Below are 23,770 nucleotides of genomic sequence, written 5' to 3'. Positions count from 1 at the left end.
TTTGTATTCATTTTATATCGGGGATGAGGAAAGGGTTTGTTTTAATTGTTTCGAGGTAATTGATGCGCTCGTTGAGGTTGGCGATAATGCGGATCAGCTGGCCAATCTGGTCTTCGAGGCGTTGAATATCTTGTTTCTGCGCGACTGTAGGTGGGCTGTGCATGTGGGCTTCATCCTTTCTATGAGCGGGTATGTATTCCGTCAGCCCGCCCCGCGGAAGTGGTCTCCGACAGAAACGGGCGACGGATGAGTTGGCGTAAAATTGATTCAGTTCCTATGCTGAATGTACTCCCGGCATCACAGAGGATCGAGTCCCCACCCGCTCTTGCTTCTGCCGAGTCATGCTAGTTGGCGAATATGCTTGTAGTGTCGTGTAATGTTCTCTTTTTTCATTTCTCTTCAATTGTGTGTCATCCATCTCTTTTCAGGAATTGATCAGCAACGGATGTGCGACGGCGGATTTGCCTTGGTCTTCTCCCCTTTCGTTTTGGACCTGTTTAGAAAATAGGCAATGCGGTTTCGGTTGATTTCGCTTCTTCAAAACGTTCGGGCTCAGTAGATGAATGCGTTCTCATTTCTGTGTGTTGAGGTTTAGGTGACTTCGACAGGAAGCGGATGTCGCTGCACATGACTTCTGTGACATACACTTTCGATTGATCTTGGCGTTCGTAGTTCCGGGTCTGAATGCTTCCACTGACGCCTACGAGCGATCCCTTGCCACAGTGACGGACTAGGTTTTCGGCGGATCGTCCCCAGACGGAGCACAGCACGAAGTCGGTTGCTACTTCCCCGTTTGCGTTTTTGAAGCTGCGATTGACAGCGAGGACGAACGTGGTGTTGACACGTCCTGATGAGTGTTCTTTTAATACGAGGTCTTTGGTGATGTTCCCTACTAAAGCCACTTGGTTCACGAGTTGGTTCCTCCTTTCTTTGTGCTGCCCTTATCGTAATCTACATGGGATCTTGTTGGCAAAGTGGCAAAATTGAATTTTGATACGATTTTCGGCGTCGTTTTTCATTTTTCATTCGAAGCATTTTTGGGACATTCGCGGTAGTATGCGATTTCCGCTTGGTGGAGTATATGGCATTTTTGAATTCTCGAGTATTTTACGATTTTTATGCTATACTTGGGAAAATTGTACCGAGGTGATGGAATTGAAGACGTTTAAGATGATTTCGGTGGAAGTAATTCAGGAGAGCGGCGTGCTTGCATTTCCACTGTTTGACGGCATTATCATTAACCAGGAGAACAGTCATCGTTTGTGGGTTCTTGAGCTGTTCATTGATGCCCAGCATAAGGACATTATGGAAAAATGGAAAGTTGAGGAGACGTTGCTGACCGTGCGCGTTGTGATTTCGTATCCTGGTAACGAGCCTGCTTCGTTTGATGTGGCGGTGGAAAACTGGCGGCAGATTGGGGACCGGATTTCCGTGTTAATGAAGGGACGTTTGAAGCGTGTCCGATCGAAGTATCCAGAGCATTTGCTGGAAGAGTTAATGGATGAAGGATTGGAAGGCGATGCGCTGCTTGAGCAATTCCAAACGGCTATGTGGGATCGCCCGAAGTTGAAGCGCGATATGGAGAATGATGAGATGACGAAGTTGTGATGGATGGGCTGCCCTTTTGGGTGGCTTTTTTTTGTGTTTTGGGGGAGGTGATAGAGCGGTTGGGGGTGGCGGTTGAGCGGATATGTGGGTACGTAGAGCGGTTGTGCTTGGGTATTGAGCGGTTGTGCGGGTACATTGAGCGGTTGTGGAAGTGCATTGAGCGGATGGCGAGTGAGATAGAGCGCTTGGGAGGATGGATTGAGCGGCTCGCGGAGTTTGAGCGGATAACACGCTGCATAGAGCACATACACGCTAACATTGAGCGGATAAGCGGACACATAGAGCGCTCGTGGGAGTGTATTGAGCGGATAGCGCGTGCGATAGAGCGCTTGGGAGGATGGATTGAGCGGCTCGCGGAGTTTGAGCGGGTAACATGCTGCATAGAGCGCATACACGCTAACATTGAGCGGATCAGCAGACACATAGAGCACTCGCGGAAGTGTATTGAGCGGATAGCGCGTGCGATAGAGCGCTTGGGAGGATGGATTGAGCGGCTCGCGGAAGGGAGTTTGAGCGGGTAACACGCCGCATAGAGCGCATACACGCTAACATTGAGCGGATAAGCAGATACATAGAGCGCTCGTGGAAGGACATTGAGCGGATGGCGCGTGCGATAGAGCGCTTGGGAGGCCACATAGAGCGCTCGCGGATGAAGTTTGAGCGGATCCAAGGACCTACAGAGCGCACACACTAAAAAAACCACACACAAAAACGGCCCAAGCATTCAATATGCAGGGCCGTTTTTATATTGGTGGGAATCATCGTGTTTTACGATCGCCATCGCGTAAAACGCCGTCAGGAGCAGAGTCGCTACCGTTCATGTTGCCGTCCATATTGTTGTCGTCACGTGCGCCACGATTTTCGTTGTTGTCATCGATGAGTTCTTCGCGTGTTTCTTCGATCCCTTCACGCGTGTCCTCTATGATGCCTTCCCCGTCACCGTTCATGATACCATCGCCATCGCCGTCGCCATCCATGATGCCGCGGTCGTCGTTGTCGTCAAGACCGTCGAGGTTTGGACCCATACGCTGGTTGTCGTTCGGTGTATTGTCACGTTCTACGTCTTGCATGGGCGTTTCGTTGTTGTTTGGCAGTGCGCCGTCGTTCGTGTTACATGCGGTCAGAACGAGTGCAGATGCGAAAACTACGGGTAGAGCTTTTCTGATCATAAAAAAATTCCCTCCTTTTTTACAAGCTGTGAACCATACATATTGGTATGTTCAACGATAGCTTGTGCGAAAAGGAGAGAACTATTCGTATTAATTATTTGGATAGCCTGATGTCGTTTCTAATACGTTTTGAACGTATACAGCTTCCGCTTTACAGCCATAATCATACTGTGTGTCGAGATGTTGTTGTAAAATTTCAATTTGCGCGATCTGTTCTTCGGTCGGTGGATCATTGAGTATACGGATTAATACTTCCTCCACGCGCTCTGCTAATTCTTTGTGGAACTCGGGATCTATCTTGACGTCGTCCGGAATCTTGTCGTACCAAAGCGCTTTAGTCGTTATGTATTCCCGCCAGTTCGCATAAAACTGTTCGATGTTATATTCTTCTGCTGACCAGCCGATTTCACTCATGTATTGTTCGAATGATTGAGAAATGGAACGAGTGATGCTGCTCTTTATATTTGGAGAAAGCTTCTTTAACATGCTGTAATGTACCCTCCCACTGTATGCCCTTAATGGCATTCCAATGATTATTATATCAATTATTCAGTACTGTATCGTGATGTTATTGTTCTTGGACAGGGCCGAGTGCGAACGTAATATCTGCTTCACATGCCACTTCGCCGTCAACGGTTGCGATGGCTTTTCCTTTACCGATTGTTCCACGTAAGCGAATAATTTCCACTTCGAGACGTAGCGTGTCACCTGGTATGACTTGGCGCTTGAAGCGACAGTTATCGATGCCTGCGAAAAATGCTAGTCTGCCTTTGTTTTCTTCTTTTTTGAGTAAAGCGACTGCGCCAACTTGTGCGAGTGCTTCTACGATTAAAACACCCGGCATGACCGGATAGCCCGGGAAGTGGCCGTTGAAGAAGTCTTCATTGATTGAAACGTTTTTCAACCCGACTGCACGCTTGCCTTCTTCGAGTTCTTCGATGCGATCGACGAGCAAGAATGGATAGCGATGCGGGATAATTTCTTGTATTTGTTGAGCATTTAGCATGAAATATGTCTCCTTTATTCCAGAGGATCTGAAGAAATCAGATGTTTCTGTACTTATTTACCGTTCATGATATCAAAAATATGCTGCCATGTCTCTTTTTTGAAGACATCGCCTGCTGATCCGTCGCCAATTACACTGAATCCAACCATTGTACCTGCTATAGCTGCTAAGACAAGCAATACGATGAAAATCAGCAAGCGCAACCAGATCGGTATCATGCGCACTTGTACCCAACGCATTTCACTAACAGGTTTTGTGATTTTTTCAGGGCGCTCTCTGCGTGGCCATTTCGATTTAATCTTTGTCCAGAATGTCGTGGCGGATTCTTCTGGCGCAGGTAGTTTTTTGACAGGTTCTGTTTCGACTAGTGGTGTTTCTTCTATTACCTCACCTGGAGCGTCAGGAGCAGTTTCAGGCGCTTCCGTCTCCGTTGTCGACTCAATGTCTTCTAGAACTTCTTTGTCCGCTGTGAGTGGCTCTGCCAGCGTAACTGCCACTTCGTCCATTTCAGTTGGTACGACCGGATCTGTTTCTGTCAGTTCGATGGGATCTTCCATTTCTGCTGGTTCCGAAGTCTTCAATGGTTTAAATGGTTGTACGGGTGATAGTGGTTCTGTTATTTTTTTGAAGTTTTTATTTTTATCAGTCATAGTAAGTACTCCTATTGCACGCGTTAGCGAATGCCATTAATTAAGCCCATCATCTGGTCCGCCATGGTTACGGAACGCGCATTGAATTGATAGGCACGTTGCGTCGAAATCAAATCCGCCATTTCTTTTTCATACTCTACGTTGGAAGTTTCGAGCGCTTGATTTTGCAATCCAATCTGATTTCGTCCAGCACCTGTCATTTCTGTCAATAAATCATTTGCTGTTAGTCCGATTGCTGCTAGGTCGGTCGGCAAACCAAAGTTGGTTGCGGAAAGTTGAACCATTGAATCAGGCTTTTCTAGGACGGTGACACCGAGATTAAATTCCTGTGTGCCTTGTGGTGTCGTCACTTGCAATACACCATTCGGACGAATTTGATAGTCGGTTGCTTGTCCAGAAAAGACGATTGGACGGCCTGCGCTATCCGCCACTGCGAGTCCTTCTTCATTGACTAGCGCATTGTTGCCATTTGCAGTTGGCGACAAGTAGAAATTCCCTTTACGTGAATAAATGATTTCCTCTCCGCCGTCCGTTGGCTGGATCAAATTAAAATGTTGTTTCGGTTCCGTTAGCGCAAAGTCTAGCTGGCGGTCCGTTATTTGTACAGAGCCCACTTTCCAGTTCATCTGCAAGCTGCCGAGATGCGCACCAGTCCCCATACGGATGCCAAAATCTGAACTGCGATCGGCTTGATCTGCTTTGTCATTTTGAATTTGCTGGAATAATAGTTCTTGGAATGTAGCTGCCGAGGATTTATATCCATGAGTACCGACGTTCGATAAGTTGTTGCCGATCAAGTCGAGACGTTGCTGCAACTGGTTCATCGTGTTGGTCGCTGTAGTCATCGTGCGGATCATCAAAGGTCACTTCCTTTTCGCATGCTTCTATATGTAGTCATTAATTGACCCGTCCTACTTCATTGACCGCTTTTTCCATACTGCGATCATAAGCTTGCAGGATTTTTTGGTTGGCTTCAAATGCACGGTAAGCTGTCAGCATATCCGTCATCGAGCGCGCGGCATCGACGTTGGAATCTTCGAGATAGCCTTGTTGCATCGAGTATGTGCCCCCTGTAGGTAACGCATTGCCGTCGATCGTCGTGAAGAGTCCGTTATCTTGCTTAGACAATGTATCCGGTGCGTCAGAGTAGGCAATACCTAGCGTCGCGACTTCCGTTTCCCCTGCGAAGATTGCTCCTGAATCCGTCACGCGAATATCATCACTTGTCAGTTCGATCCGATTGCCTGCATCGTCAAGGACGTATAAGCCGGATGGATTGGTCAGGTACCCTTCTGCGTTGACAGCGAAATTACCGTTTCGTGTGTAGAACTGACCGCCATTCTCACCTTCTAGCGTAAAAAACACAGTTCCTGCAACGCCTGTATCTTCATTGACTTCCATCGGTCCATCAAGTAACGCGATATCGGTCTTCTGTTCTGTTTCACGCAACTGTCCCTGTGCGAATAAAGGCAAGGTTTCCTGCATATAAACGCCTGTCGATAGTTCGCCGACTTCGGAAAGATTTCTAAAGTTCAAGCCCTTTTCCGTCGGTACACGCATTGAATCCAAGCGGGACATCAACATGTTAGGAAATGCACGAATCGTCGACTGCTCCGCCTTATAGCCTGGCGTGTTGGCATTCGCGATATTATTTGATAGCATTTCCGTACGGCGTTGCTGTGCAATCATGCCTGATCCTACTGTGTAAAAACCACGAAACATTTCATTTCACTCCTTTGCATCATGTCGAATATTCGTTGTTTTTAGTATACACTACTTGTAGCTTGCATGGCAGGTCAAATTATGCGTGTCCACGTTTTACCGATCGAATCCATGAGCGATCCGGTGCCTTCTGCAATACAAGTGAGTGGATTTTCTGCAATGAAAACCGGAACGTTGAGATGTTCGTTTAATAAGGTATCAATGCCCGGTAGCCATGCGCCGCCACCGATTAAAATGATGCCGTGCTGTGCAATATCCGCAGCGAGCTCGGGCGGTGTGTCTTCCAGTGCATCTCTTGTCGTCTCTACAATTTTACCAATCGGTAGTTGCAATGCCTGATGAATCTCTTCCGCTGTCACTTCAATCGTTTTCGGAATGCCCGTCGCAAGGTCACTACCGTGCACTTTCATTGCGTTCGGTTTTTCTCCACTCATCAGCACTAGACCAATGCCTTTTTTCACTTGTTCCGCTGTTTTTTCACCTATATAGACATTATGTTTTTTACGTATATGTTGAATGATACATTGATCGAAATGAAGGCCGCCGATATTCGTTTTCTTAAACGATACGATTTCCCCCATCGAAAGCACGGATGCATCTGTCGTACCTGCACCCAGATCGACTATCATATTGCCTGAAGGCTTGGATATATCAATACCCGCACCAATCGCCGCCACTTTCGATTCTTCCTCCATAACGACTTGTTTGGCTCCCGCACCCATCAGTACTTGTCGGATCACGTTTTTTTCCACTCGCGTCGTATCCGCTTTACAGCATACCGTAATATGAGGTTTGATACGCAGGCTTTTTCCTAGCGCTTTTTCGAGGAAGTGTCTGATCAACACACGGGTCATTTCGAACTCCGCGATGTTCCCAGCTTTCATTGGATGTACGATCTGGATATGTTCTGGTGCTCGACCCATCATTTGATACGCCTCTTCACCAAAAGCCACAGGTTCGTCCGTACGCTTATCGATCGCAATGACAGCCGGCTCATTGATGACGAGACCGTTGTCTTTCACATGTATCAATACATTGGCGGTACCCAAGTCTATTCCAATATCTTTCGAAAACATCGTGACCTCGACTCCTTCCTCATATGTACTGTCTGATTACACTCTTAGCTGTTCATTATATCATATTTCTACTTTATTTGGCATTTTTCGATAGTAGTCAGCAAAACTAAAAGCCGCCAGCAAGTTAGCGGCGGCTAGTGAATTATTTAAAAGCAATCGTTGCGTGAATGGCTTTTTGCCACCCTTTGTAGAGATCTTCGCGTACAGTTTCTTCCATATTGGGCTCAAAAGGTCGGTCGAGACGCCAATACTCCGCGATTTCATTGCGATCCTTCCAAAACCCTACCGCCAGACCCGCAAGATACGCCGCGCCGAGAGCTGTCGTTTCATTGATCGTCGAACGCTCGACTGGCACGTTGAGTAAGTCTGCCTGGAATTGCATGAGGAAGTTATTGTCCACCACTCCCCCATCAACCCGTAACGTTTTCAATGAAATCCCGGAGTCCGCTTCCATTGCGTCGAGAACGTCTTTCGTCTGGTAAGCGAGTGATTCAATGGTAGCACGCACGAAATGTTCTTTCGTCGTACCCCGCGTCAAGCCAAATACCGCGCCTTTGACATCGCTGTCCCAGTACGGTGTGCCGAGCCCGACGAATGCCGGTACAACGTAGACACCATCAGTCGATTTGACTCGCTTAGCATAACTTTCACTTTCAGACGCTTTACGGAACATACGCAGTCCGTCACGCAACCATTGAATGGCAGAACCCGCGACGAAAATACTGCCTTCGAGTGCGTATTCCACTTTCCCATCGATTCCCCACGCGATGGTCGTCAATAGACCGTTTTCAGACGTCACTGCTTTCTCCCCAGTATTCATCAGCATGAAGCAACCGGTGCCGTACGTGTTTTTCACCATACCGCTTTCGAAGCAAGCCTGGCCGAATAAAGCCGCCTGCTGGTCACCTGCGATACCCGCGATCGGTGCATTGTGGCCGAAAAAGTGCTTGGTGTCGGTGTGTGTGTAAATTTCGGAGGACTGGCAGACGGTCGGCAACATCGTTTTTGGAACATCTAATATATGGAGCAACTCTTCATCCCACTGCAGGTCGTGAATATTGTACATGAGCGTGCGCGATGCATTGGAGTAGTCCGTAACATGCGCTTCACCGCCTGACAGTTTCCAAATAATCCACGTATCGATCGTGCCAAATAGCAAATCACCGTTGTCGGCTTTTTCACGTGCGCCTTCTACGTTGTCCAAAATCCATTTCACTTTCGTTCCTGAGAAATATGAATCGATTAGTAAGCCCGTTTTATTACGGAATACATCATTATGTCCAGCGGCTTTTAATTCTTCACAAATGTCAGCTGTCTGGCGGGATTGCCAAACGATCGCATGGTAAACCGGGTTGCCCGTATGCTTATCCCAGACGACCGTCGTTTCGCGTTGATTGGTGATGCCGATCGCTTCAATTTGCGTGGCGGCTATATTTTTTTCAGAAATGACAGTAGCGATAACGGAAAGAACCGAGCTCCAAATTTCATCCGCATTATGCTCCACCCAGCCAGGCTTCGGAAAGTACTGCGTAAATTCCTGTTGCGCTGTGTGGAAGATTTCGCCTTTTTTATCAAATAGGATCGCACGTGAGCTCGTGGTACCTTGATCGAGCGCTAGGATATACTTTTTCGTCATGATTCATTCCTCCTGTTGGTGATGATTGGTGTCTATTATACATGTTTTGGGGTTTGTTGAGGGGTTGAGGGGTTGTTCGGGCGATTGAGCGGATGAGCTGACACATTGAGCGGTTGCGGGGTTGTATTGAGCGGATAGCGTGGGGCATTGAGCGGTTAAGTTAGCATATTGAGCGGTTGCGGATGGGCATTGAGCGGATGGCGCGGGCGATTGAGCGGATGGCGCGGGCGATTGAGCGGTTAAGCCAAAACTTTGAGCGGATAGCGTAGGACATAGAGCGGTTAAGCCAGCACATTGAGCGAGATTGCGCGAGCTATAGAGCGCTTTAGACAACACACTAAGCACTCGCGGACACGCTTAGGGCATGATAGCGCGAGCGTTTGAGCGGTTGAGCTGACACATAGAGCGCTCGCGGAGTTGTATTGAGCGGTTGCGGACAGACATTGAGCGGATGGCGCGGGCGATAGTGCGCTTAAGCTGACACATAGAGCGCTCGCGGAGTTGTATAGAACGGATAGCGTGGGACATAGAGCGGTTAAGCCAACACATTGAGCGGTTGCGGATGGGCATTGAGCGCTCACGGACAGGCATTGAGCGGATGGCGCGGACGATAGAGCGCTTTAGACAACATACTAAGCACTCGCGGACACGCTTAGGGCATGGTAGCGCGAGCGATTGAGCGCTTGAACTGACACATAGAGCGCTCGCGGAGTTGTATTGAGCGGATAGCGTGGGACATAGAGCGGTTAAGCTAGCACATTGAGCGGTTGCGGATGGGCATTGAGCGGTTGCGGATGGGCATTGAGCGGATGGCGCGAGCGATTGAGCGGTTTAAACAACACACTTAGCACTCGCGGACACGCTTAGGGCATGATGGCGCGAGCGATTGAGCGATTGACCTAACACATAGAGCGCTCGCGGACCCACATAGAGCGGATATCACCCAACATTGAGCGGTCCGGTCCGGTCCACTCCAGTCCAGCCCAACCCATCAACCCATCTCCCAACCCCCATCACACTCAATCAAACAAAAGCTATCCAGATACATTCCTCTGGATAGCTTTTCACATGTTCAGGCTGCTTGTATGGGTACAGTACCTTACTGCTTCATTTTCAGTGTGGCTAGGCATCTGCTTTTTGTGCTTCGGTTTCATTTTTCCATTTTTGGCGGGTGGCTTCTCCTCCGCGGAGGTGGCGGATGGATTTGTGATAGGCCAGTATTTCTGCGACTTTCCTTGACAAGCATGGGTCTACATTTGGTAATCTCTCGGTTAAGTCTTTGTGGACCGTGCTTTTGGAGTAGCCGGTCGCAGTGGCTAGCGCGCGCACTGTCAAGTTGGTCTCGATCAGTAGCTTGCCCAGTCGTACGCAGCGTTTTCTAATTTGCTCGTGCACGCCCTCTTCCTTTCTCTATTCACTCCTTTGACTAATGTAGTGTATGCGAACAAGTGTCAACATATGAAAAAAGCCATTCCGGGGGCTGGAATGGCTTGGGTGCTACGTATTAAAATGCTAGGAAATCGTGTGGGTTTACGGACACTCCATCTTGCTGGATTTCGAATTGCAAGTGGACGCCTGCTTCGGGGTTCCATTCATTCTGAGTCGTTGTGGCTAGCACTTGTCCTTGTTGGACCGTGTCGCCTTCTTTCACGACTACGCCTGTCAATGAACCGTAGACTGTTGTCTTACCATCAGCGTGTTTCACTCTAATTTCCGTGCCTTTGAATGAATCCACGATGACCTCTTCGACTGTTCCACTCATTGCCGCAACAGCTTCGAATGGTTCTCCATCCATCGATAGAGATAGTCCTTTGCTGGTGACGTATGTCTGGTTGAATACGAGTAGTGCTTTCTCACGCACTGCTTCGTCTGCTTCTGCATCATAAAATTCTTGTAAGATGGCAACTTGATCTACTTTTGCTTCATCGAATGGATACTTCAGTGTTTCTTTTGTTGCGTTTGTTTCTACCGTGCCAGTTTCTTTTGGCTGTTCTACTTTTGCCACTTCAGACGGGACAGAATCTTCCGTCGTCAATGCGGTGTATCCCCATACCATGCCGATGAATAAAAGCGCTACGCTCGTATAAATGGCAGGCCAGAACCAGCCGTTCTTCGTTTTCTTGTTCTCCTGAGAAGGGGCCTTTGGTTTTTCTTCTCGCATGTTCATCACCTCACTTGCATTCTTTGCAAGTTAAGAGGATTTTAAACATCGATCTTCAGGTAAATTTATTTCTTGGATTTTTGTGCCTGTATAATAGTGTGACACAATTTGATCTGCGGTCCATCCTTTTTGAGCGAAAGCCTCCGCACCGTATTGGCTCATCCCGACTCCATGGCCATAGCCAACGGTCGTAATATGGACGATTTGATTGTTGACATCATACGCAATATTGAAATCGGTAGAGGCCAAATGAAGTTTTTCACGAATTTGTCGCCCACTCGTTTCATATTGTCCGGACATAATTTTCTGGACACGTCCGGTTTGATTGCGGACGAGCTTCAGTTCACGAAATTGATTGGCATCCCAGTTGAAACCGAGTTTACGATTCCATTCAGTCAATGTTAGTTCTTGCTTGCGCTCCACAGTAGGTGCAACATCTTCTTCTCCTGGACTTTCAACGCTCTGTAAATACTCGACCGGATTGCCGCTAAAGTTTTGCGCAGCTTCTGTTTTGCCATTAGATGTAGAGAAAAACATGGCCGATATGATTTCTTCCCCGTACACAATAATTTGGCCTTTCGTCTCTTCCGCTGCTTTGCGTACTTTCTTTTCATTGTCTTTGAACGACTTGCCCCAACGCTCTTTACGTTCGGATTCTGTGCGGTACACTTGAGCAGAAACGTCTTTCGCAATCGGCTTAATTCCTTTGTCTGTGTTTCTTGCGGCATATGTGCGGGCAGCAATTACTTGAGCTTTCAATGCTTCGGGATGAAAATCAGCAGGCATCTCACCCGCTACCACTCCGACGACATACTCTTCTAACGGAATCGGCTCGTCCACACCTACGACCGTGATCATCGCATCGCAGTACTTCTCCTCTCGTTGGTCTACCAGTTTGAATTCTGGCGCTTGTCTTACAAGGATAGGAATAAAAAATAATGTGAGAATGATGAATAAAAGGAGTAGTTTTTTGTACATACTAGACTATATGTTATGTGGAGATTGCGTATTCATTGTAATAAATGAAAAAACCATGAACAGCGAACCGTCCATGGTTTCGATCATTATGCTAATTGAGATTCTGTAACTTCTTGTTCAGTTGAAACACGTGTTATGTCTGCGCCTAGAGCTTTGAGCTTTTTATCGAAGTCCACATAACCGCGATCTAAGTGAATCAATTCAGTCACACGTGTAACACCTTCTGCTACGAGTCCGGCTAGGATGAGTGATGCAGCGGCACGCAAGTCTGTGGCTGCGACTTCCGCACCTTGGATTTTTGAAGGTCCTGAAACAATAACAGAACGTCCTTCGATCTTCACATCCGCGTTCATACGGCGGAATTCTTCAACGTGCATAAAACGATTTTCAAATACGGTTTCCGTTAACACTCCGATACCGGTAGCTGTTAACATCAATGCCATCATTTGTGATTGCATATCTGTTGGGAAACCTGGATGCGGCATGGTCTTCAAATCGACTGCCTTTAGTGGGTGCTGCGCTGTAACGCGAATCCCTTCATCCAACGGAGTGATTTCTACTCCCATTTCCGTCAATTTGGAAATTAGTGCTGCAGAGTGTTCAGGTACTGCATTGTCGATTGTAACGTCTCCACCCGTGATGGCTGCAGCTACCATGAATGTTCCGGCTTCGATACGATCCGGAATAATATGGTGAATCGATGCATACATTGTCTTTACACCTTCGATACGAATATTATCCGTACCTGCACCTACTACTTTACCGCCCATTTCATTGATGAAATTCGCCAAGTCGACGATTTCAGGTTCTTTGGCAGCGTTCTCGATGATGGTTGTACCTTCAGCGAGAGCAGCAGCCGTCATAATATTTTCTGTTGCGCCTACACTCGGGAAATCCAAGTAGATTTTCGCGCCTTTTAATCGGCCGTCTACTTTCGCTTCGACATGACCATGTCCAAATGAAATCTCTGCTCCCATTGCCTCGAAGCCTTTCAAATGTTGGTCAATAGGTCTTGAGCCAATTGCACAACCGCCTGGCAATGCGATACGCGCGAATCCGTTACGCGCTAGTAACGGTCCCATTACTAAAATGGATGCGCGCATTTTACGTACAAATTCAAATTGTGCTTCATCAGCTAGTCTTCCACGTGAATCTACGATGACTTCCCCTTTTTCTGGATCATGCGTGATTTTTGCGTTTAAACTTTTAAGCACTTCATTAATCGTCCGTACATCTGAGAGATTTGGAACGTCACGTATGACATTCACTCCTTCAGATGCTAATAAAGCAGCAGCCAAGATCGGTAATACCGCGTTCTTCGCACCTTCTACACGTACGTTCCCTTGTAAAGTCCGTCCGCCGTTAATAATAATTTTTTCCACCAGTAGCCCCTCCGAGTCCAATTTATCCTTCACCCACAGCCTATTATCAATAATCGTCTATAAACATTTTCATTGGTGTTGCGGATCATTTGTTAAAGTCAAATTCAAATTTAAAATATAAAACATATACTATTGTACCTTGTAAAACTTTGCTAAACAAGTACCTTCCGGCGCAGTTTTGCGTTATTTCTTGCGTGGTGTAGTATATGTGATGATCTGACACAAAGTGATTGCATTTGACCGTTCATTTATAGCCACATTACCGTTATTACCCGGTAATACTACATTTTACACGCAATAAGAGATATTTTCATTACAGGAATATTACAAAGTTGCTACATGGAAAGTCTACATTACCACGTGTTTCTGATTTCCACTTCAGCCGTTGGACGCTTTCTCGAGTCGTCCCCTTCTTCCGTTACGACCTTAACTATATGTTGTTGACAATCAGTGAATTCCTTAAACTTTTACAAGTTCAAGTGACAAAACCTCACCACATCATGACCATCTTGTTTTAATTTCTTTCAGCTAGAGTTCTGATTTCCACTGGTCGTACTGGTAGAGCTTCAGCTGAAGGAAATCAAAACCAAGTTGCCCATCTTCCTGACCAATAGGATATGTCTAAAAAGAATTTTGATACGGTGGATCCGATAGCAATACTTAGCAAAATAAACAAAAGTTGTGTTTGGAATACGCGGTTTTTTCGTATGATGTTCTCTGGCAAGATCGCTTGTAGTGCGTAGAAGCTGATGCCGATGAAGAAGATGTGCGATACGATTGCGAGTAGTGGATTGCTTCCTAACATGCTGTCCATAGTTTCCACTCCTTTTTTCTTAAATATAGAGAAAATGGGCAGACAGAGGTTGTCTGTCCGCCCATTTCAATTATAGATTAAATTCGTTGTTCATACACTTGCATGCGGTTAATTGCACGTTTTAAATCAAGCTCTGCTAAGTTTTTGGAAAGGTCATCAGTTTTTTTCTGAAGATCTTGTTCAGCTTTTTCAGCAGCTTTCTTTGCACGTGCGATATCAATGGACTCAGCCAGTTCCGCACTCTGTGCCAATACAGTGACAACTTCAGGACGGACCTCGATGAAGCCTCCGTGGACTGCGACTGTTTCTGTTTTGCCATCTGTCTTTAGGCGAAGTGCACCAATTTGAAGCGGCGCGACCATCGCGATGTGACCGGGTAGAACCCCGATCTCACCAGCTTCGGTAACTGCAATCACCATGTTCGCATCCATTTCAACAACAGGGCCGTCGGGAGTGACGATATTCACTTTGATTTTACTCATTTTTTTCCCTCCTGGTCCCTTTTCTTAGACTTCTACACCCATAGCTTTTGCTTTTGCGATAACTTCTTCGATACGTCCAACTAAACGGAATGCATCTTCTGGCAAGTGATCGTACTTACCTTCAAGAATTTCAGCAAAGCCTTTGATTGTTTCAGGAACTGGAACGTAAGAACCTTTTTGTCCTGTAAACTGCTCAGCAACGTGGAAGTTTTGCGACAAGAAGAACTGGATACGACGAGCGCGGTCAACAACCTGCTTGTCATCTTCATCCAACTCGTCCATACCTAGGATTGCGATGATATCTTGCAATTCACGGTATCGTTGAAGAGTGGTTTGTACTTCACGAGCTACACGGTAGTGTTCCGGTCCAACGATTTCTGCACTCAATGCACGTGAAGAAGAAGCTAGTGGGTCAACAGCTGGGTAGATACCCATCTCTGAAAGTTTACGCTCCAAGTTCGTTGTTGCATCTAAGTGAGCGAAAGTTGTTGCCGGAGCTGGATCCGTATAGTCATCCGCTGGTACGTAGATTGCTTGGATCGATGTAACTGATCCTTTATTTGTAGAAGTGATTCGCTCTTGTAACTGACCCATTTCTGTAGCCAATGTCGGCTGGTAACCAACCGCAGAAGGCATACGTCCAAGTAGTGCAGAAACTTCAGAACCTGCTTGTGTAAAGCGGAAAATGTTATCGATGAACAATAGAACGTCTTGTCCTTGCTCATCACGGAAATACTCAGCCATAGTCAAGCCAGAAAGTGCTACACGCATACGTGCGCCTGGTGGCTCGTTCATCTGACCGAATACCATTGCCGTTTTCTTGATAACGCCTGAATCTGTCATTTCAAAGTACAAGTCGTTTCCTTCACGAGTACGCTCTCCAACACCAGCAAATACGGAAATACCTCCGTGTTCTTGTGCGATGTTGTTGATTAATTCCTGAATTAGAACTGTTTTACCAACTCCAGCACCACCGAAGAGTCCGATTTTACCACCCTTGATGTATGGTGCAAGCAAGTCAACTACTTTAATTCCAGTTTCAAGAATTTCTACCTCTGTAGAAAGGAATTCGAATGTTGGTGCAGAACGGTGAATTGGGTCACGTTGTGAATCAGCAGGAACTGGCTCACGCAGGTCAATTTCCTCACCTAGTACGTTAAATACACGTCCGAGTGTAACGTCGCCGACTGGAACAGAAATTGGTGCGCCTGTATTAATAACTGACGTACCGCGTTTCAGACCATCTGTCGAGGACATCGCAATCGTACGAACTGCATCATCACCAAGGTGAAGTGCTACTTCTAAAGTCAATACTTCAACCACTCCGTTGGAACGATCGATATTAACCTTCAATGCGTTATAGATCGCTGGAAGTTGTCCGTTTTCAAACTTTACGTCGACAACTGGACCCATAACTTGAAGAATATGTCCATTACTCATGCTTTTCCCTCCTGTCTTACTGTTTCAAATCTATTATTCGAGTGCTGCTACGCCGGCTACGATTTCAGTGATTTCCTGAGTGATCGCTGCTTGACGAGCGCGGTTAAATTGTAATGTTAACGAATCAATTAGGTCAGACGCATTGTCTGTCGCCGTCTTCATCGCTGTCATACTGGAAGCATGTTCGCTCGCTTTTCCATCGAGTACCGCTCCATAAATGAGGCTCTCCGTGTATTGTGGGAGAAGTGTTTCGAGAATCGCTTCTGCTGAAGGCTCGAACTCATAAGATGATGAAGCTGATACAGATGAAATATCTGTGAGTGGAAGCAATTTACGTTCAGTTGCTTCGTTGGAGATGGCGGAGATGAAGTGGTTGTAATATAAGAACACTTCATCATATACGCCTTCTGTGAACATGCCAACAGCCCGATTCGCGATATCTTTTACTTCTTCAAAACGAGGGTGATCCGAAAGTCCGATTAGGCTTTCTTCAATCTGGTAACCCAGACGGTCGAAGAATTCATAGCCTTTACGACCGATCGCGATAATGACCACTTCATCTTTCGATTTATGGCGTTGTTCGATTGCACGGGTAACTGCACGGAAAATGTGCGCGTTATATCCACCAACTAGTCCACGGTCTGAAGTGACTACGATGTACGCAGACTTCTTTACGGGACGTGCAGTTAATAGAGGATGTCCGGAATCTTTCGTTACGGCTGCAATGGCACCAACCACTTCTTCTACTTTATCCATGTATGGTACGAATTTCTTCGCATTCATTTCAGCACGGTTCAGTTTGGAAGCAGATACCATTTGCATCGCTCTCGTGATTTGACTCGTCTTTTTTGTTGAAGCAATACGGCTTTCTATCTCGCGTAAGGACGCCACTGGCTATTCACCACCTTTATTTTAAGATCAGTTCAAGGAAAAATTAAGCTTCAGAAGTCACAAAGTTTTTCTTGAATTCGTTGAACGCTGCGCTCATTACGTCATCAGCTGGAAGATCTTTTGTTGTACGGATGTGATCATACACTTCCGTATGGTTAGATTCTAACCAGCTAGTGATTTCACTTTCAAAACGCAATACGTCTCTTACTGGAATATCGTCGAGGTAACCGCGTGTCAGTGCATATAGACTGATTACTTGGTATTCAACTTTCAACGGCTTGTTCAAGTCCTGCTTCAAGATTTCAACTGTGCGGTGACCGCGGTCCAGTTTCGCTCTTGTAGAAGGGTCCAGATCCGAACCGAATTGTGAGAATGCTTCTAGTTCACGGAATGCTGCCAAGTCCAAACGAAGTGTACCGGCAACTTTCTTCATTGCTTTAATTTGCGCTGATCCACCAACACGGGATACGGAAAGACCGGCGTTGATCGCTGGACGTACACCTGAGAAGAATAGGTCAGACTGCAAGAAGATTTGTCCGTCTGTAATAGAAATTACGTTTGTTGGGATATAAGCAGAGATATCTCCAGCTTGTGTCTCAACGAACGGCAATGCTGTAATAGATCCTGCTCCTAGTTCGTCATTCAACTTTGCAGCACGCTCAAGTAGGCGGCTGTGTAGGTAGAAGACATCCCCTGGATATGCTTCACGACCCGGAGGACGACGAAGTAGCAAGGACAGTTCACGGTAGGCTGCTGCTTGTTTAGATAAATCATCATAAACGATTAGCACGTGCTTGCCGTCAAACATGAATTCTTCTGCCATCGTAATACCTGTGTATGGTGCCAAGAATAGCATTGGCGACGGGCTTGATGCAGAAGCAGTTACTACGATTGTGTAATCGAGTGCACCGTTTTTACGTAGAGTTTCAACTACTCCACGAACAGTAGATTCTTTTTGACCGATCGCAACATAGATACAGATCATGTCTTGGTCAGCTTGGTTTAGGATTGCGTCAATTGCAACAGTCGTTTTACCTGTTTGACGGTCACCGATGATTAATTCACGTTGTCCACGGCCGATCGGAACAAGAGCGTCAATCGCTTTGATTCCTGTTTGCAATGGTTCGTGAACTGATTTACGCGCCATAACCCCTTGTGCAGGGCTTTCGATAGGACGAGTTTTTGTTGTGTTGATTGGACCTAGTCCATCAACTGGTTGTCCAAGTGAATTGACTACACGTCCGATCAATTCTTCTCCGACTGGTACTTCCATAATACGGCCTGTACGACGAACTTCATCGCCTTCTTTAATGTCTGTGTATGGCCCAAGGATAACGATACCTACGTTGTTCGCTTCCAAGTTTTGTGCCAGACCCATTACGCCGGTAGAGAACTCAAGAAGTTCCCCCGCCATGACATTGTCGAGGCCATGAGCAAGTGCGATACCGTCACCTACACGGATTACAGTACCTGTTTCACTTACTTCCATTTCAGACTGATAATTTTCGATCTGTTGTTTGATCAGACCGCTAATTTCCTCAGCTTTGATGCCCATGTATGTCACCCCTCTTAATTCAAATTAATTGATTAATTGACGTTCCAGACGTGCCAGCTTTGCACTGACACTACTGTCGTAAATTTGGTTGCCGATCTGGAGGCGAATGCCACCGATCAAGCTTGGATCAATAATGTTTTCGATATGCAATGATTGTTTCCCTACTTTGTGCGCAAAGGCAGTAGAGATAGCTGTACTTTCTTCTTCAGAAAGCAAACGTGTTGAGTAGACTTTCGCTTCGGCAACTCCAGAAGCCTCGTTAGCGAGTTCCTGGAAGTCTTCGATTAGATTGCCTATTTCTTCAATACGGCCTGCATCGAGCAACACATATAGTGTGTTCAATACAAGTTGGTTTGCTCCGTTGAAAAATTGCCCAATCAATTCTTTCTTCTTCTCTGTAGAGAACTTTGGCGAAATTAATAGTTCACCAAACTGCTTGTCTCCAGCGAATACTTTTTTCATTTCTTTTAGATCTGTTTGCACGGAAAGCGTTTGTTGCTTTTCCTGTGCTGCTTCAAACAATGCAACGGCATAACGTTTTGCGATTACCGATTGGCTCATCGCCCTTCGCCTGCCTTCACAATCGTTTCTTCGATCAATGCGCGGTTATCTTCCTCAGAAATTTCTTTCCCAAGAACCTTAGACGCAGCCAAGATAGAAAGAGATACGAATTCTTCGCGAACTGCTGCAACTGCTTTCTCTTTTTCAGTAGCGATTTCGAGAGTTGCAGATTCTTTCATACGGTTAGCTTCAGCGCGTGCAGCCATAATCAGCTCTTCACGTTGAGTATCACCTTGTTTCTTCGCATTCTCTACGATAGATTGTGCGCTTTCGCGTGCTTCTTTTAATAGAGCACGTTGCTCTTCAAGAAGCTTTGCAGATTCTTGACGACTTGCTTCGGCTTGTTCGATCTCCGTAGCGATTAATTTCGCTCGTTGATCCATCACGCCCATTAACGGACCCCATGCAAACTTCTTTAGAAGTACCATGAGAATCGTGAAAAATACTACAGTGACGATAATGTCGCCTAAATTTAGACGTTGGTTTAAACTAGCTAAAAATCCTGCGTCAGCGTTTGCTGATAAGAGGACGAAGGTATCCAACACGATTGTTTCACTCCCTTCAAGAGCTCATGACTCTTTTGTTTCTTACTCTAATTGGAACACTTTATTCATTCAGACTCTGTAGATTGTTTATATATTGACATAAAGCAATGGCGAAGACCTATACTGCATGCTTCGCCATATAACGCAAATATTATTTGTTCATTACGATAAACGCAATAACAGTTGCGATGATTGGAAGTGCCTCAACCAATGCAACACCAATGAACATTGTTGTTTGTAGAACGCCACGTGCTTCTGGTTGACGTGCGATCCCTTCAACTGTCTTAGAAACGATTAAACCGTTACCGATACCTGCACCAAGTGCACCTAGACCAACTGCAATAGCTGCTGCTAATAAACCCATTTTGTATTTCCTCCTAATATTCTTTGTAGTTTTGTTCCCTGATTACAGGGTAAATATATGTTTAGTGATCTGTGCTGACTTTGTGAGCCATATAGACCATCGTTAACATAACGAAGATAAATGCTTGGATCGCCCCGATGAATACCGAGAAACCGAGCCATGCAAGTGCTGGTATAACAGCTCCGGCAAGACCGAAGATGCTTGAAGCACCCAATGTTGCAAGTAAACCAATCAAGATTTCACCTGCGAAAATGTTACCGTAAAGACGAAGACCGAGTGTCAACGTGTTTGCGAATTCCTCAATGATCTTCAGTGGTGCTAGGAATGGAATTGGCTGGAAGTATGTTTTCAAATACTTGCCCATTCCGAGCTGTTTCACACCATAGTAATGCGTTAACGCAACAACTGTAGCAGCGAGGGTTAACGTGACAACTGGATCGGCAGTCGGTGATTTCCACCAAAGTTGGTGATCCCAGACGATTGCGAATGGAAGTCCAATCATATTTGCAACGAAGACAAACATGATTAAAGTGATGCCTAGTACGTGGAAGCGGCCTCCCGTTTTCCAGTCCATGTTATTTTTGATGATGCCTTTAACAAAGTCCATGACCCACTCCATGAAGTTTTGCATACCCGTAGGTTTCATTTGAAGCCGCCGCGTAGATGCAACTGCAATCAGGAAGACGATCAGACACGTTACAAATAACATCAGTATATTCGATGGGTTAAACCCGATTCCGAATAAAATAAACTGTGGATTTTCATGATTCACGTTTTTGTTCACCTCCCCTTGCTAGTAAAGTGTCATTGCTTCCAATGGAACAGCAGATGACCAGTAAACAGCAATGCATAGGGTATCATTAACCCGATTACCGTGCTGATCAGATCAAACTCCTCCGGCATAACGAGTGCAATGGCCGTAGCCCCTACACCTGATGCAAAACGTAAGCCCATACCTAATGACTTCGCTCGCTTTCCTTCATCGATGGACCGATCAAACCGTTCCATCCGTCGAACGAGAATCCAAAAGTTATACATACCGAAAAGTGAACCTAAGATGAGCCCAGCGAAGATTGTCCGGTAGTCCAAGAAGAACCAACCGAGCACGAACAATGCAAGCAAAAAAAAGAAACTCTTCTTCTGCTGTTTGAAAATTTCCTGCATACTTTGCATTGTCGATTCTCCCAATTCGTATTTTGGATTACAGCGTCTGAAGTGTTCAGTAATTCCCGACTTATGTCGAGTGTTGAGTCTTTGTCGTTTTGATCTTTTTCAACGACATAGATTCCTTGCAAAGGAATCTGGAAATTGTAAGTGAATCGCCTGTTCCGTCCACCAGGTGACGTTGCTATGTGCGACGTCGACAAAGAGTTAGGGATTAGCGCTTCCGAGTGAAGACTTGAAACCTACGAAACATGATTTCTGTACTCAATTTATGTATGAGTTCCTTATCAATCTTACCCTTTGTTAGCATACAATAGAGGGTTTTTTATGTCAATTGATTCAAGTGATTAAATTCACAATGTGTTCTCTTTGTCAAACATTCGACATATTTGTTTTCTGGATTTAACTGGTGGTTTTATCGTTTAATTTGGATGGGATACTGTTGGTGTTTTCAGATTGAAATGTTCTGGGCTTCGTTGGTTTAATACTATGAAGGCTGACGGGCTGTTGGGGTGGGGATTGGCGCTTCGGAGGGGACGCTTTCCCAGCTGGAGCTTCAATCCCGCCCCCCCCCTCCCCTTTCTTCTCTTAACAACTTTATTTGCAAACAGAAAAAACAGCAGATGTAAGTTCTCTGCTGTTTTGGTTCTTATAGTGAATGTAAATATTTGAGTAGGGACTCTACTATTCGTGCCGATGCGTGGCCGTCGCCGTAAGGGTTGTGGGCTTTGGACATTTTTTCGTACTCGGCATTGTCGGATAGGAGCGCGTCGGATAGTTGGAAGATGTTTTCTTCTTCTGTTCCCGCTAAGCGCAATGTTCCTGCATCGATACCTTCCGGGCGTTCGGTTGTATCCCGCAGAACGATGACAGGTTTTCCAAGGGATGGCGCTTCTTCTTGGATACCGCCCGAGTCTGTGAGGATGATGTGCGAACGCGCTGCGAAGTTATGGAAATCCAGTACTTCGAGCGGCTCGATCAGATGAATGCGGTCGTTGTCGCCTAGTAATTCATCCGCCACTTCGCGTACAGCCGGATTCATGTGTACCGGATAGATCACTTGGATATCATCGTGTTTGTCGAGCAAGCGATTAATTGCACGGAACATATTGCGCATTGGTTCGCCGAGGTTTTCACGTCGGTGTGCAGTCAATAGAACTAAACGGTCGTCACCAAGCGTATCAAATATCGGATGATGATATTCCGGATCTACCGTCGTTTGCAGTGCGTCGATTGCCGTGTTGCCTGTGACGTAGATGCGATCTTTGTTTTTGCCTTCATCAATCAGATTTTGCGCTGATCTTTCAGTTGGTGAGAAATGAAGGTCGGCAATAACGCCAGTCAGTTGGCGATTCATTTCTTCAGGGTACGGCGAATATTTATTCCATGTACGCAGCCCTGCCTCAACGTGTCCAACTGAAATTTGATTATAGAACGCAGCTAGACTACCGATGAACGTCGTCGATGTATCACCGTGGACGAGCACAATATCCGGTTGCGCTTCTTTCATTATTTTGTCCAAACCTTCAAGGCCGCGTGTTGCCACATCGATCAGCGTCTGGCGGTCTTTCATGATATTCAAATCATAGTCTGGTGTGATGTTAAACGTTTCCAGCACCTGGTCAAGCATTTGACGATGCTGGGCAGTGACCGTGACGATTGACTCGATTTCATCTGGATGCTTTTCTAGCTCGAGAACGAGAGGCGCCATTTTAATAGCTTCCGGTCTCGTGCCGAAAATCGTCATCACTTTCCATTTCTTAGTCAATGAATGATCCCTCCATTATTTCGTGCCGAATAAACGGTCACCCGCGTCACCTAGTCCAGGGACGATATAGCCGTGTTCATCCAACTTTTCGTCTAGCGCCGCGATATACACGTCCACGTCCGGATGTGCTTCCGTCAGAACTTCGACGCCTTCAGGAGCAGCGACTAGGCACATAAATTTGATATTAACTGCGCCACGCTTCTTCATGGAATTGATAGCTTCGACTGCTGTTCCACCTGTCGCAAGCATCGGATCCACTACGATGAATTCGCGCTCAGCCACATCAGAAGGTAACTTCACAAAGTATTCAACGGGCTTTAATGTTTCTGGGTCGCGGAATAATCCCACATGTCCCACTTTCGCAGCTGGAATTAAATCGATAATCCCATCTACCATGCCAATTCCCGCACGTAAGATTGGAACAATCCCTAATTTTTTCCCTGCCAAAATATGTGATTTTGCTTCGCAGACTGGTGTCTGGATCGTAATTTCTTGCGTTGGAAGATCACGTGTGATTTCGAACGCCATAAGTGTAGCTAATTCGTTCACAAGCTCGCGAAATTCTTTCGTTCCTGTATCGACCTTTCGTATAAACGTCAGTTTGTGCTGAATTAATGGATGATCAAATACATGTACTTTTCCCATTGGTATCGCTCCTTTTCGGAATATCTTGTACATTATAACAGAAATCGTGCGTGAGGCGCAGTGAACATGTGTGATTTGTCATAATGAAAAAATTGCGTGAAAGACATTAACTTCTGTGAATACTCATACTTCTTTGAGGAGCGCTCTATGGGC

Annotated in this window: 27 protein-coding genes; 1 reads left to right on the top strand and 26 read right to left on the bottom strand. The window is 46.0% G+C overall.

The genetic code is table 11. The annotated features are described in order from the left end of the window. Positions 1 to 7: 7 nt before the first annotated feature. Positions 8 to 163, bottom strand: coding sequence for a hypothetical protein (locus CSV80_RS17495; protein WP_155979569.1), 156 nt, complete (start codon positions 161 to 163; stop codon positions 8 to 10). A gap of 334 nt (positions 164 to 497) precedes the next feature. Then, positions 498 to 911, bottom strand: a complete 414-nt coding sequence (locus CSV80_RS07735; protein WP_099670342.1) for a single-stranded DNA-binding protein — start codon at positions 909 to 911, stop codon at positions 498 to 500. A gap of 244 nt (positions 912 to 1,155) precedes the next feature. Here CSV80_RS07735 and CSV80_RS07730 point away from each other — a divergent pair, with 244 nt between their 5' ends. Beyond that, positions 1,156 to 1,608: a YwpF family protein gene (locus CSV80_RS07730; RefSeq protein WP_099670355.1), complete on the top strand. Its 453-nt coding sequence runs from the start codon at positions 1,156 to 1,158 to the stop codon at positions 1,606 to 1,608. A gap of 758 nt (positions 1,609 to 2,366) precedes the next feature. On the opposite strand, the gene CSV80_RS07720 is transcribed toward CSV80_RS07730, so the two are convergent. From CSV80_RS07720 to upp, 24 genes are all read right to left on the bottom strand, one after another. Next, positions 2,367 to 2,777 (bottom strand): hypothetical protein, encoded by a 411-nt coding sequence (locus CSV80_RS07720; RefSeq protein WP_099670340.1) that lies wholly within the window; start codon positions 2,775 to 2,777, stop codon positions 2,367 to 2,369. 90 nt (positions 2,778 to 2,867) lie between these two features. Next, on the bottom strand, positions 2,868 to 3,263 hold the full coding sequence (locus tag CSV80_RS07715) for a hypothetical protein (RefSeq protein WP_233201545.1): 396 nt from the start codon (positions 3,261 to 3,263) through the stop codon (positions 2,868 to 2,870). A gap of 82 nt (positions 3,264 to 3,345) precedes the next feature. Then, positions 3,346 to 3,783: a 3-hydroxyacyl-ACP dehydratase FabZ gene (gene fabZ / locus CSV80_RS07710; RefSeq protein WP_099670338.1), complete on the bottom strand. Its 438-nt coding sequence runs from the start codon at positions 3,781 to 3,783 to the stop codon at positions 3,346 to 3,348. Positions 3,784 to 3,836: 53 nt separating this feature from the next. Then, complete coding sequence (locus CSV80_RS17785; protein ID WP_233201544.1) at positions 3,837 to 4,433, bottom strand: DNA-directed RNA polymerase subunit beta; 597 nt, start codon at positions 4,431 to 4,433, stop codon at positions 3,837 to 3,839. 23 nt (positions 4,434 to 4,456) lie between these two features. Then, positions 4,457 to 5,290 carry a flagellar hook-basal body protein gene (locus CSV80_RS07700; protein ID WP_099670337.1) on the bottom strand — a complete coding sequence of 278 codons (834 nt, stop codon included), beginning with the start codon at positions 5,288 to 5,290 and terminating at the stop codon, positions 4,457 to 4,459. A 40-nt stretch (positions 5,291 to 5,330) separates the two neighbouring features. After that, positions 5,331 to 6,155 (bottom strand): flagellar hook-basal body protein, encoded by an 825-nt coding sequence (locus CSV80_RS07695; RefSeq protein WP_099670336.1) that lies wholly within the window; start codon positions 6,153 to 6,155, stop codon positions 5,331 to 5,333. A gap of 74 nt (positions 6,156 to 6,229) precedes the next feature. Further along, a complete protein-coding gene (mreB, locus tag CSV80_RS07690) occupies positions 6,230 to 7,231 on the bottom strand; it encodes a rod shape-determining protein (protein WP_099670335.1) in 1,002 nt (333 codons plus the stop codon). Between the two features lie 142 nt (positions 7,232 to 7,373). Then, positions 7,374 to 8,867: a glycerol kinase GlpK gene (gene glpK / locus CSV80_RS07685; protein WP_099670334.1), complete on the bottom strand. Its 1,494-nt coding sequence runs from the start codon at positions 8,865 to 8,867 to the stop codon at positions 7,374 to 7,376. 1,122 nt (positions 8,868 to 9,989) lie between these two features. Further along, positions 9,990 to 10,262, bottom strand: a complete 273-nt coding sequence (locus CSV80_RS07680) for a sporulation transcriptional regulator SpoIIID (RefSeq protein ID WP_029053436.1) — start codon at positions 10,260 to 10,262, stop codon at positions 9,990 to 9,992. A gap of 109 nt (positions 10,263 to 10,371) precedes the next feature. Continuing rightward, positions 10,372 to 11,028: a M23 family metallopeptidase gene (locus CSV80_RS07675; protein WP_199083945.1), complete on the bottom strand. Its 657-nt coding sequence runs from the start codon at positions 11,026 to 11,028 to the stop codon at positions 10,372 to 10,374. A 30-nt stretch (positions 11,029 to 11,058) separates the two neighbouring features. After that, a complete protein-coding gene (spoIID, locus tag CSV80_RS07670; RefSeq protein WP_233201543.1) occupies positions 11,059 to 11,886 on the bottom strand; it encodes a stage II sporulation protein D in 828 nt (275 codons plus the stop codon). Between the two features lie 206 nt (positions 11,887 to 12,092). Further along, the gene (murA, locus tag CSV80_RS07665) at positions 12,093 to 13,388 is read right to left on the bottom strand and encodes a UDP-N-acetylglucosamine 1-carboxyvinyltransferase (RefSeq protein ID WP_099670332.1); all 1,296 of its coding nucleotides are present in this window, start codon (positions 13,386 to 13,388) and stop codon (positions 12,093 to 12,095) included. 580 nt (positions 13,389 to 13,968) lie between these two features. Then, complete coding sequence (locus CSV80_RS07660; RefSeq protein WP_029053440.1) at positions 13,969 to 14,202, bottom strand: DUF1146 family protein; 234 nt, start codon at positions 14,200 to 14,202, stop codon at positions 13,969 to 13,971. Positions 14,203 to 14,279: 77 nt separating this feature from the next. After that, on the bottom strand, positions 14,280 to 14,684 hold the full coding sequence (locus tag CSV80_RS07655) for a F0F1 ATP synthase subunit epsilon (protein WP_029053441.1): 405 nt from the start codon (positions 14,682 to 14,684) through the stop codon (positions 14,280 to 14,282). 24 nt (positions 14,685 to 14,708) lie between these two features. After that, the gene (gene atpD / locus CSV80_RS07650) at positions 14,709 to 16,124 is read right to left on the bottom strand and encodes a F0F1 ATP synthase subunit beta (RefSeq protein ID WP_029053442.1); all 1,416 of its coding nucleotides are present in this window, start codon (positions 16,122 to 16,124) and stop codon (positions 14,709 to 14,711) included. 33 nt (positions 16,125 to 16,157) lie between these two features. Further along, positions 16,158 to 17,015, bottom strand: a complete 858-nt coding sequence (atpG, locus tag CSV80_RS07645; RefSeq protein ID WP_029053443.1) for an ATP synthase F1 subunit gamma — start codon at positions 17,013 to 17,015, stop codon at positions 16,158 to 16,160. A 43-nt stretch (positions 17,016 to 17,058) separates the two neighbouring features. Beyond that, a complete protein-coding gene (gene atpA / locus CSV80_RS07640) occupies positions 17,059 to 18,570 on the bottom strand; it encodes a F0F1 ATP synthase subunit alpha (RefSeq protein ID WP_099670331.1) in 1,512 nt (503 codons plus the stop codon). A 24-nt stretch (positions 18,571 to 18,594) separates the two neighbouring features. Continuing rightward, positions 18,595 to 19,131 (bottom strand): F0F1 ATP synthase subunit delta, encoded by a 537-nt coding sequence (locus CSV80_RS07635; RefSeq protein WP_029053445.1) that lies wholly within the window; start codon positions 19,129 to 19,131, stop codon positions 18,595 to 18,597. Further along, positions 19,128 to 19,679, bottom strand: coding sequence for a F0F1 ATP synthase subunit B (atpF, locus tag CSV80_RS07630; protein WP_029053446.1), 552 nt, complete (start codon positions 19,677 to 19,679; stop codon positions 19,128 to 19,130). Before atpF ends, CSV80_RS07635 begins: the two co-directional genes overlap by 4 nt. 148 nt (positions 19,680 to 19,827) lie before the next feature. After that, positions 19,828 to 20,040 (bottom strand): F0F1 ATP synthase subunit C, encoded by a 213-nt coding sequence (gene atpE / locus CSV80_RS07625; protein WP_029053447.1) that lies wholly within the window; start codon positions 20,038 to 20,040, stop codon positions 19,828 to 19,830. A 61-nt stretch (positions 20,041 to 20,101) separates the two neighbouring features. Further along, positions 20,102 to 20,812 (bottom strand): F0F1 ATP synthase subunit A, encoded by a 711-nt coding sequence (gene atpB / locus CSV80_RS07620; protein ID WP_099670330.1) that lies wholly within the window; start codon positions 20,810 to 20,812, stop codon positions 20,102 to 20,104. A 32-nt stretch (positions 20,813 to 20,844) separates the two neighbouring features. Further along, positions 20,845 to 21,213, bottom strand: a complete 369-nt coding sequence (locus tag CSV80_RS07615) for an ATP synthase subunit I (protein ID WP_099631255.1) — start codon at positions 21,211 to 21,213, stop codon at positions 20,845 to 20,847. Between the two features lie 640 nt (positions 21,214 to 21,853). Beyond that, positions 21,854 to 22,972, bottom strand: a complete 1,119-nt coding sequence (gene wecB / locus CSV80_RS07610; RefSeq protein WP_099670329.1) for a non-hydrolyzing UDP-N-acetylglucosamine 2-epimerase — start codon at positions 22,970 to 22,972, stop codon at positions 21,854 to 21,856. Positions 22,973 to 22,987: 15 nt separating this feature from the next. Further along, positions 22,988 to 23,617: a uracil phosphoribosyltransferase gene (upp, locus tag CSV80_RS07605; protein ID WP_029053451.1), complete on the bottom strand. Its 630-nt coding sequence runs from the start codon at positions 23,615 to 23,617 to the stop codon at positions 22,988 to 22,990. Positions 23,618 to 23,770: the final 153 nt, after the last annotated feature.

Source organism: Sporosarcina sp. P12(2017), from assembly GCF_002743035.1.
GTDB classification, from domain to species: Bacteria; Bacillota; Bacilli; order Bacillales_A; family Planococcaceae; genus Sporosarcina; species Sporosarcina ureae.
This window is presented reverse-complemented; position numbering and strand designations above follow the sequence as displayed.

Coding starts and splice junctions, on each gene's coding strand:
- atpD (WP_029053442.1), bottom strand. CDS start 16,124: ATGAGTAATGGACATATTCTTCAAGTTATGGGTCCAGTTGTCGACGTA.
- CSV80_RS07615 (WP_099631255.1), bottom strand. CDS start 21,213: ATGCAAAGTATGCAGGAAATTTTCAAACAGCAGAAGAAGAGTTTCTTT.
- fabZ (WP_099670338.1), bottom strand. CDS start 3,783: ATGCTAAATGCTCAACAAATACAAGAAATTATCCCGCATCGCTATCCA.
- CSV80_RS07715 (WP_233201545.1), bottom strand. CDS start 3,263: ATGTTAAAGAAGCTTTCTCCAAATATAAAGAGCAGCATCACTCGTTCC.
- CSV80_RS07695 (WP_099670336.1), bottom strand. CDS start 6,155: ATGTTTCGTGGTTTTTACACAGTAGGATCAGGCATGATTGCACAGCAA.
- glpK (WP_099670334.1), bottom strand. CDS start 8,867: ATGACGAAAAAGTATATCCTAGCGCTCGATCAAGGTACCACGAGCTCA.
- CSV80_RS17785 (WP_233201544.1), bottom strand. CDS start 4,433: ATGACTGATAAAAATAAAAACTTCAAAAAAATAACAGAACCACTATCA.
- atpE (WP_029053447.1), bottom strand. CDS start 20,040: ATGGGTTTATTAGCAGCAGCTATTGCAGTTGGTCTAGGTGCACTTGGT.
- CSV80_RS07655 (WP_029053441.1), bottom strand. CDS start 14,684: ATGAGTAAAATCAAAGTGAATATCGTCACTCCCGACGGCCCTGTTGTT.
- mreB (WP_099670335.1), bottom strand. CDS start 7,231: ATGTTTTCGAAAGATATTGGAATAGACTTGGGTACCGCCAATGTATTG.
- CSV80_RS07720 (WP_099670340.1), bottom strand. CDS start 2,777: ATGATCAGAAAAGCTCTACCCGTAGTTTTCGCATCTGCACTCGTTCTG.
- CSV80_RS07635 (WP_029053445.1), bottom strand. CDS start 19,131: ATGAGCCAATCGGTAATCGCAAAACGTTATGCCGTTGCATTGTTTGAA.
- atpA (WP_099670331.1), bottom strand. CDS start 18,570: ATGGGCATCAAAGCTGAGGAAATTAGCGGTCTGATCAAACAACAGATC.
- CSV80_RS17495 (WP_155979569.1), bottom strand. CDS start 163: ATGCACAGCCCACCTACAGTCGCGCAGAAACAAGATATTCAACGCCTC.
- CSV80_RS07675 (WP_199083945.1), bottom strand. CDS start 11,028: ATGCGAGAAGAAAAACCAAAGGCCCCTTCTCAGGAGAACAAGAAAACG.
- spoIID (WP_233201543.1), bottom strand. CDS start 11,886: ATGATCACGGTCGTAGGTGTGGACGAGCCGATTCCGTTAGAAGAGTAT.
- upp (WP_029053451.1), bottom strand. CDS start 23,617: ATGGGAAAAGTACATGTATTTGATCATCCATTAATTCAGCACAAACTG.
- CSV80_RS07660 (WP_029053440.1), bottom strand. CDS start 14,202: ATGGACAGCATGTTAGGAAGCAATCCACTACTCGCAATCGTATCGCAC.
- CSV80_RS07700 (WP_099670337.1), bottom strand. CDS start 5,290: ATGATCCGCACGATGACTACAGCGACCAACACGATGAACCAGTTGCAG.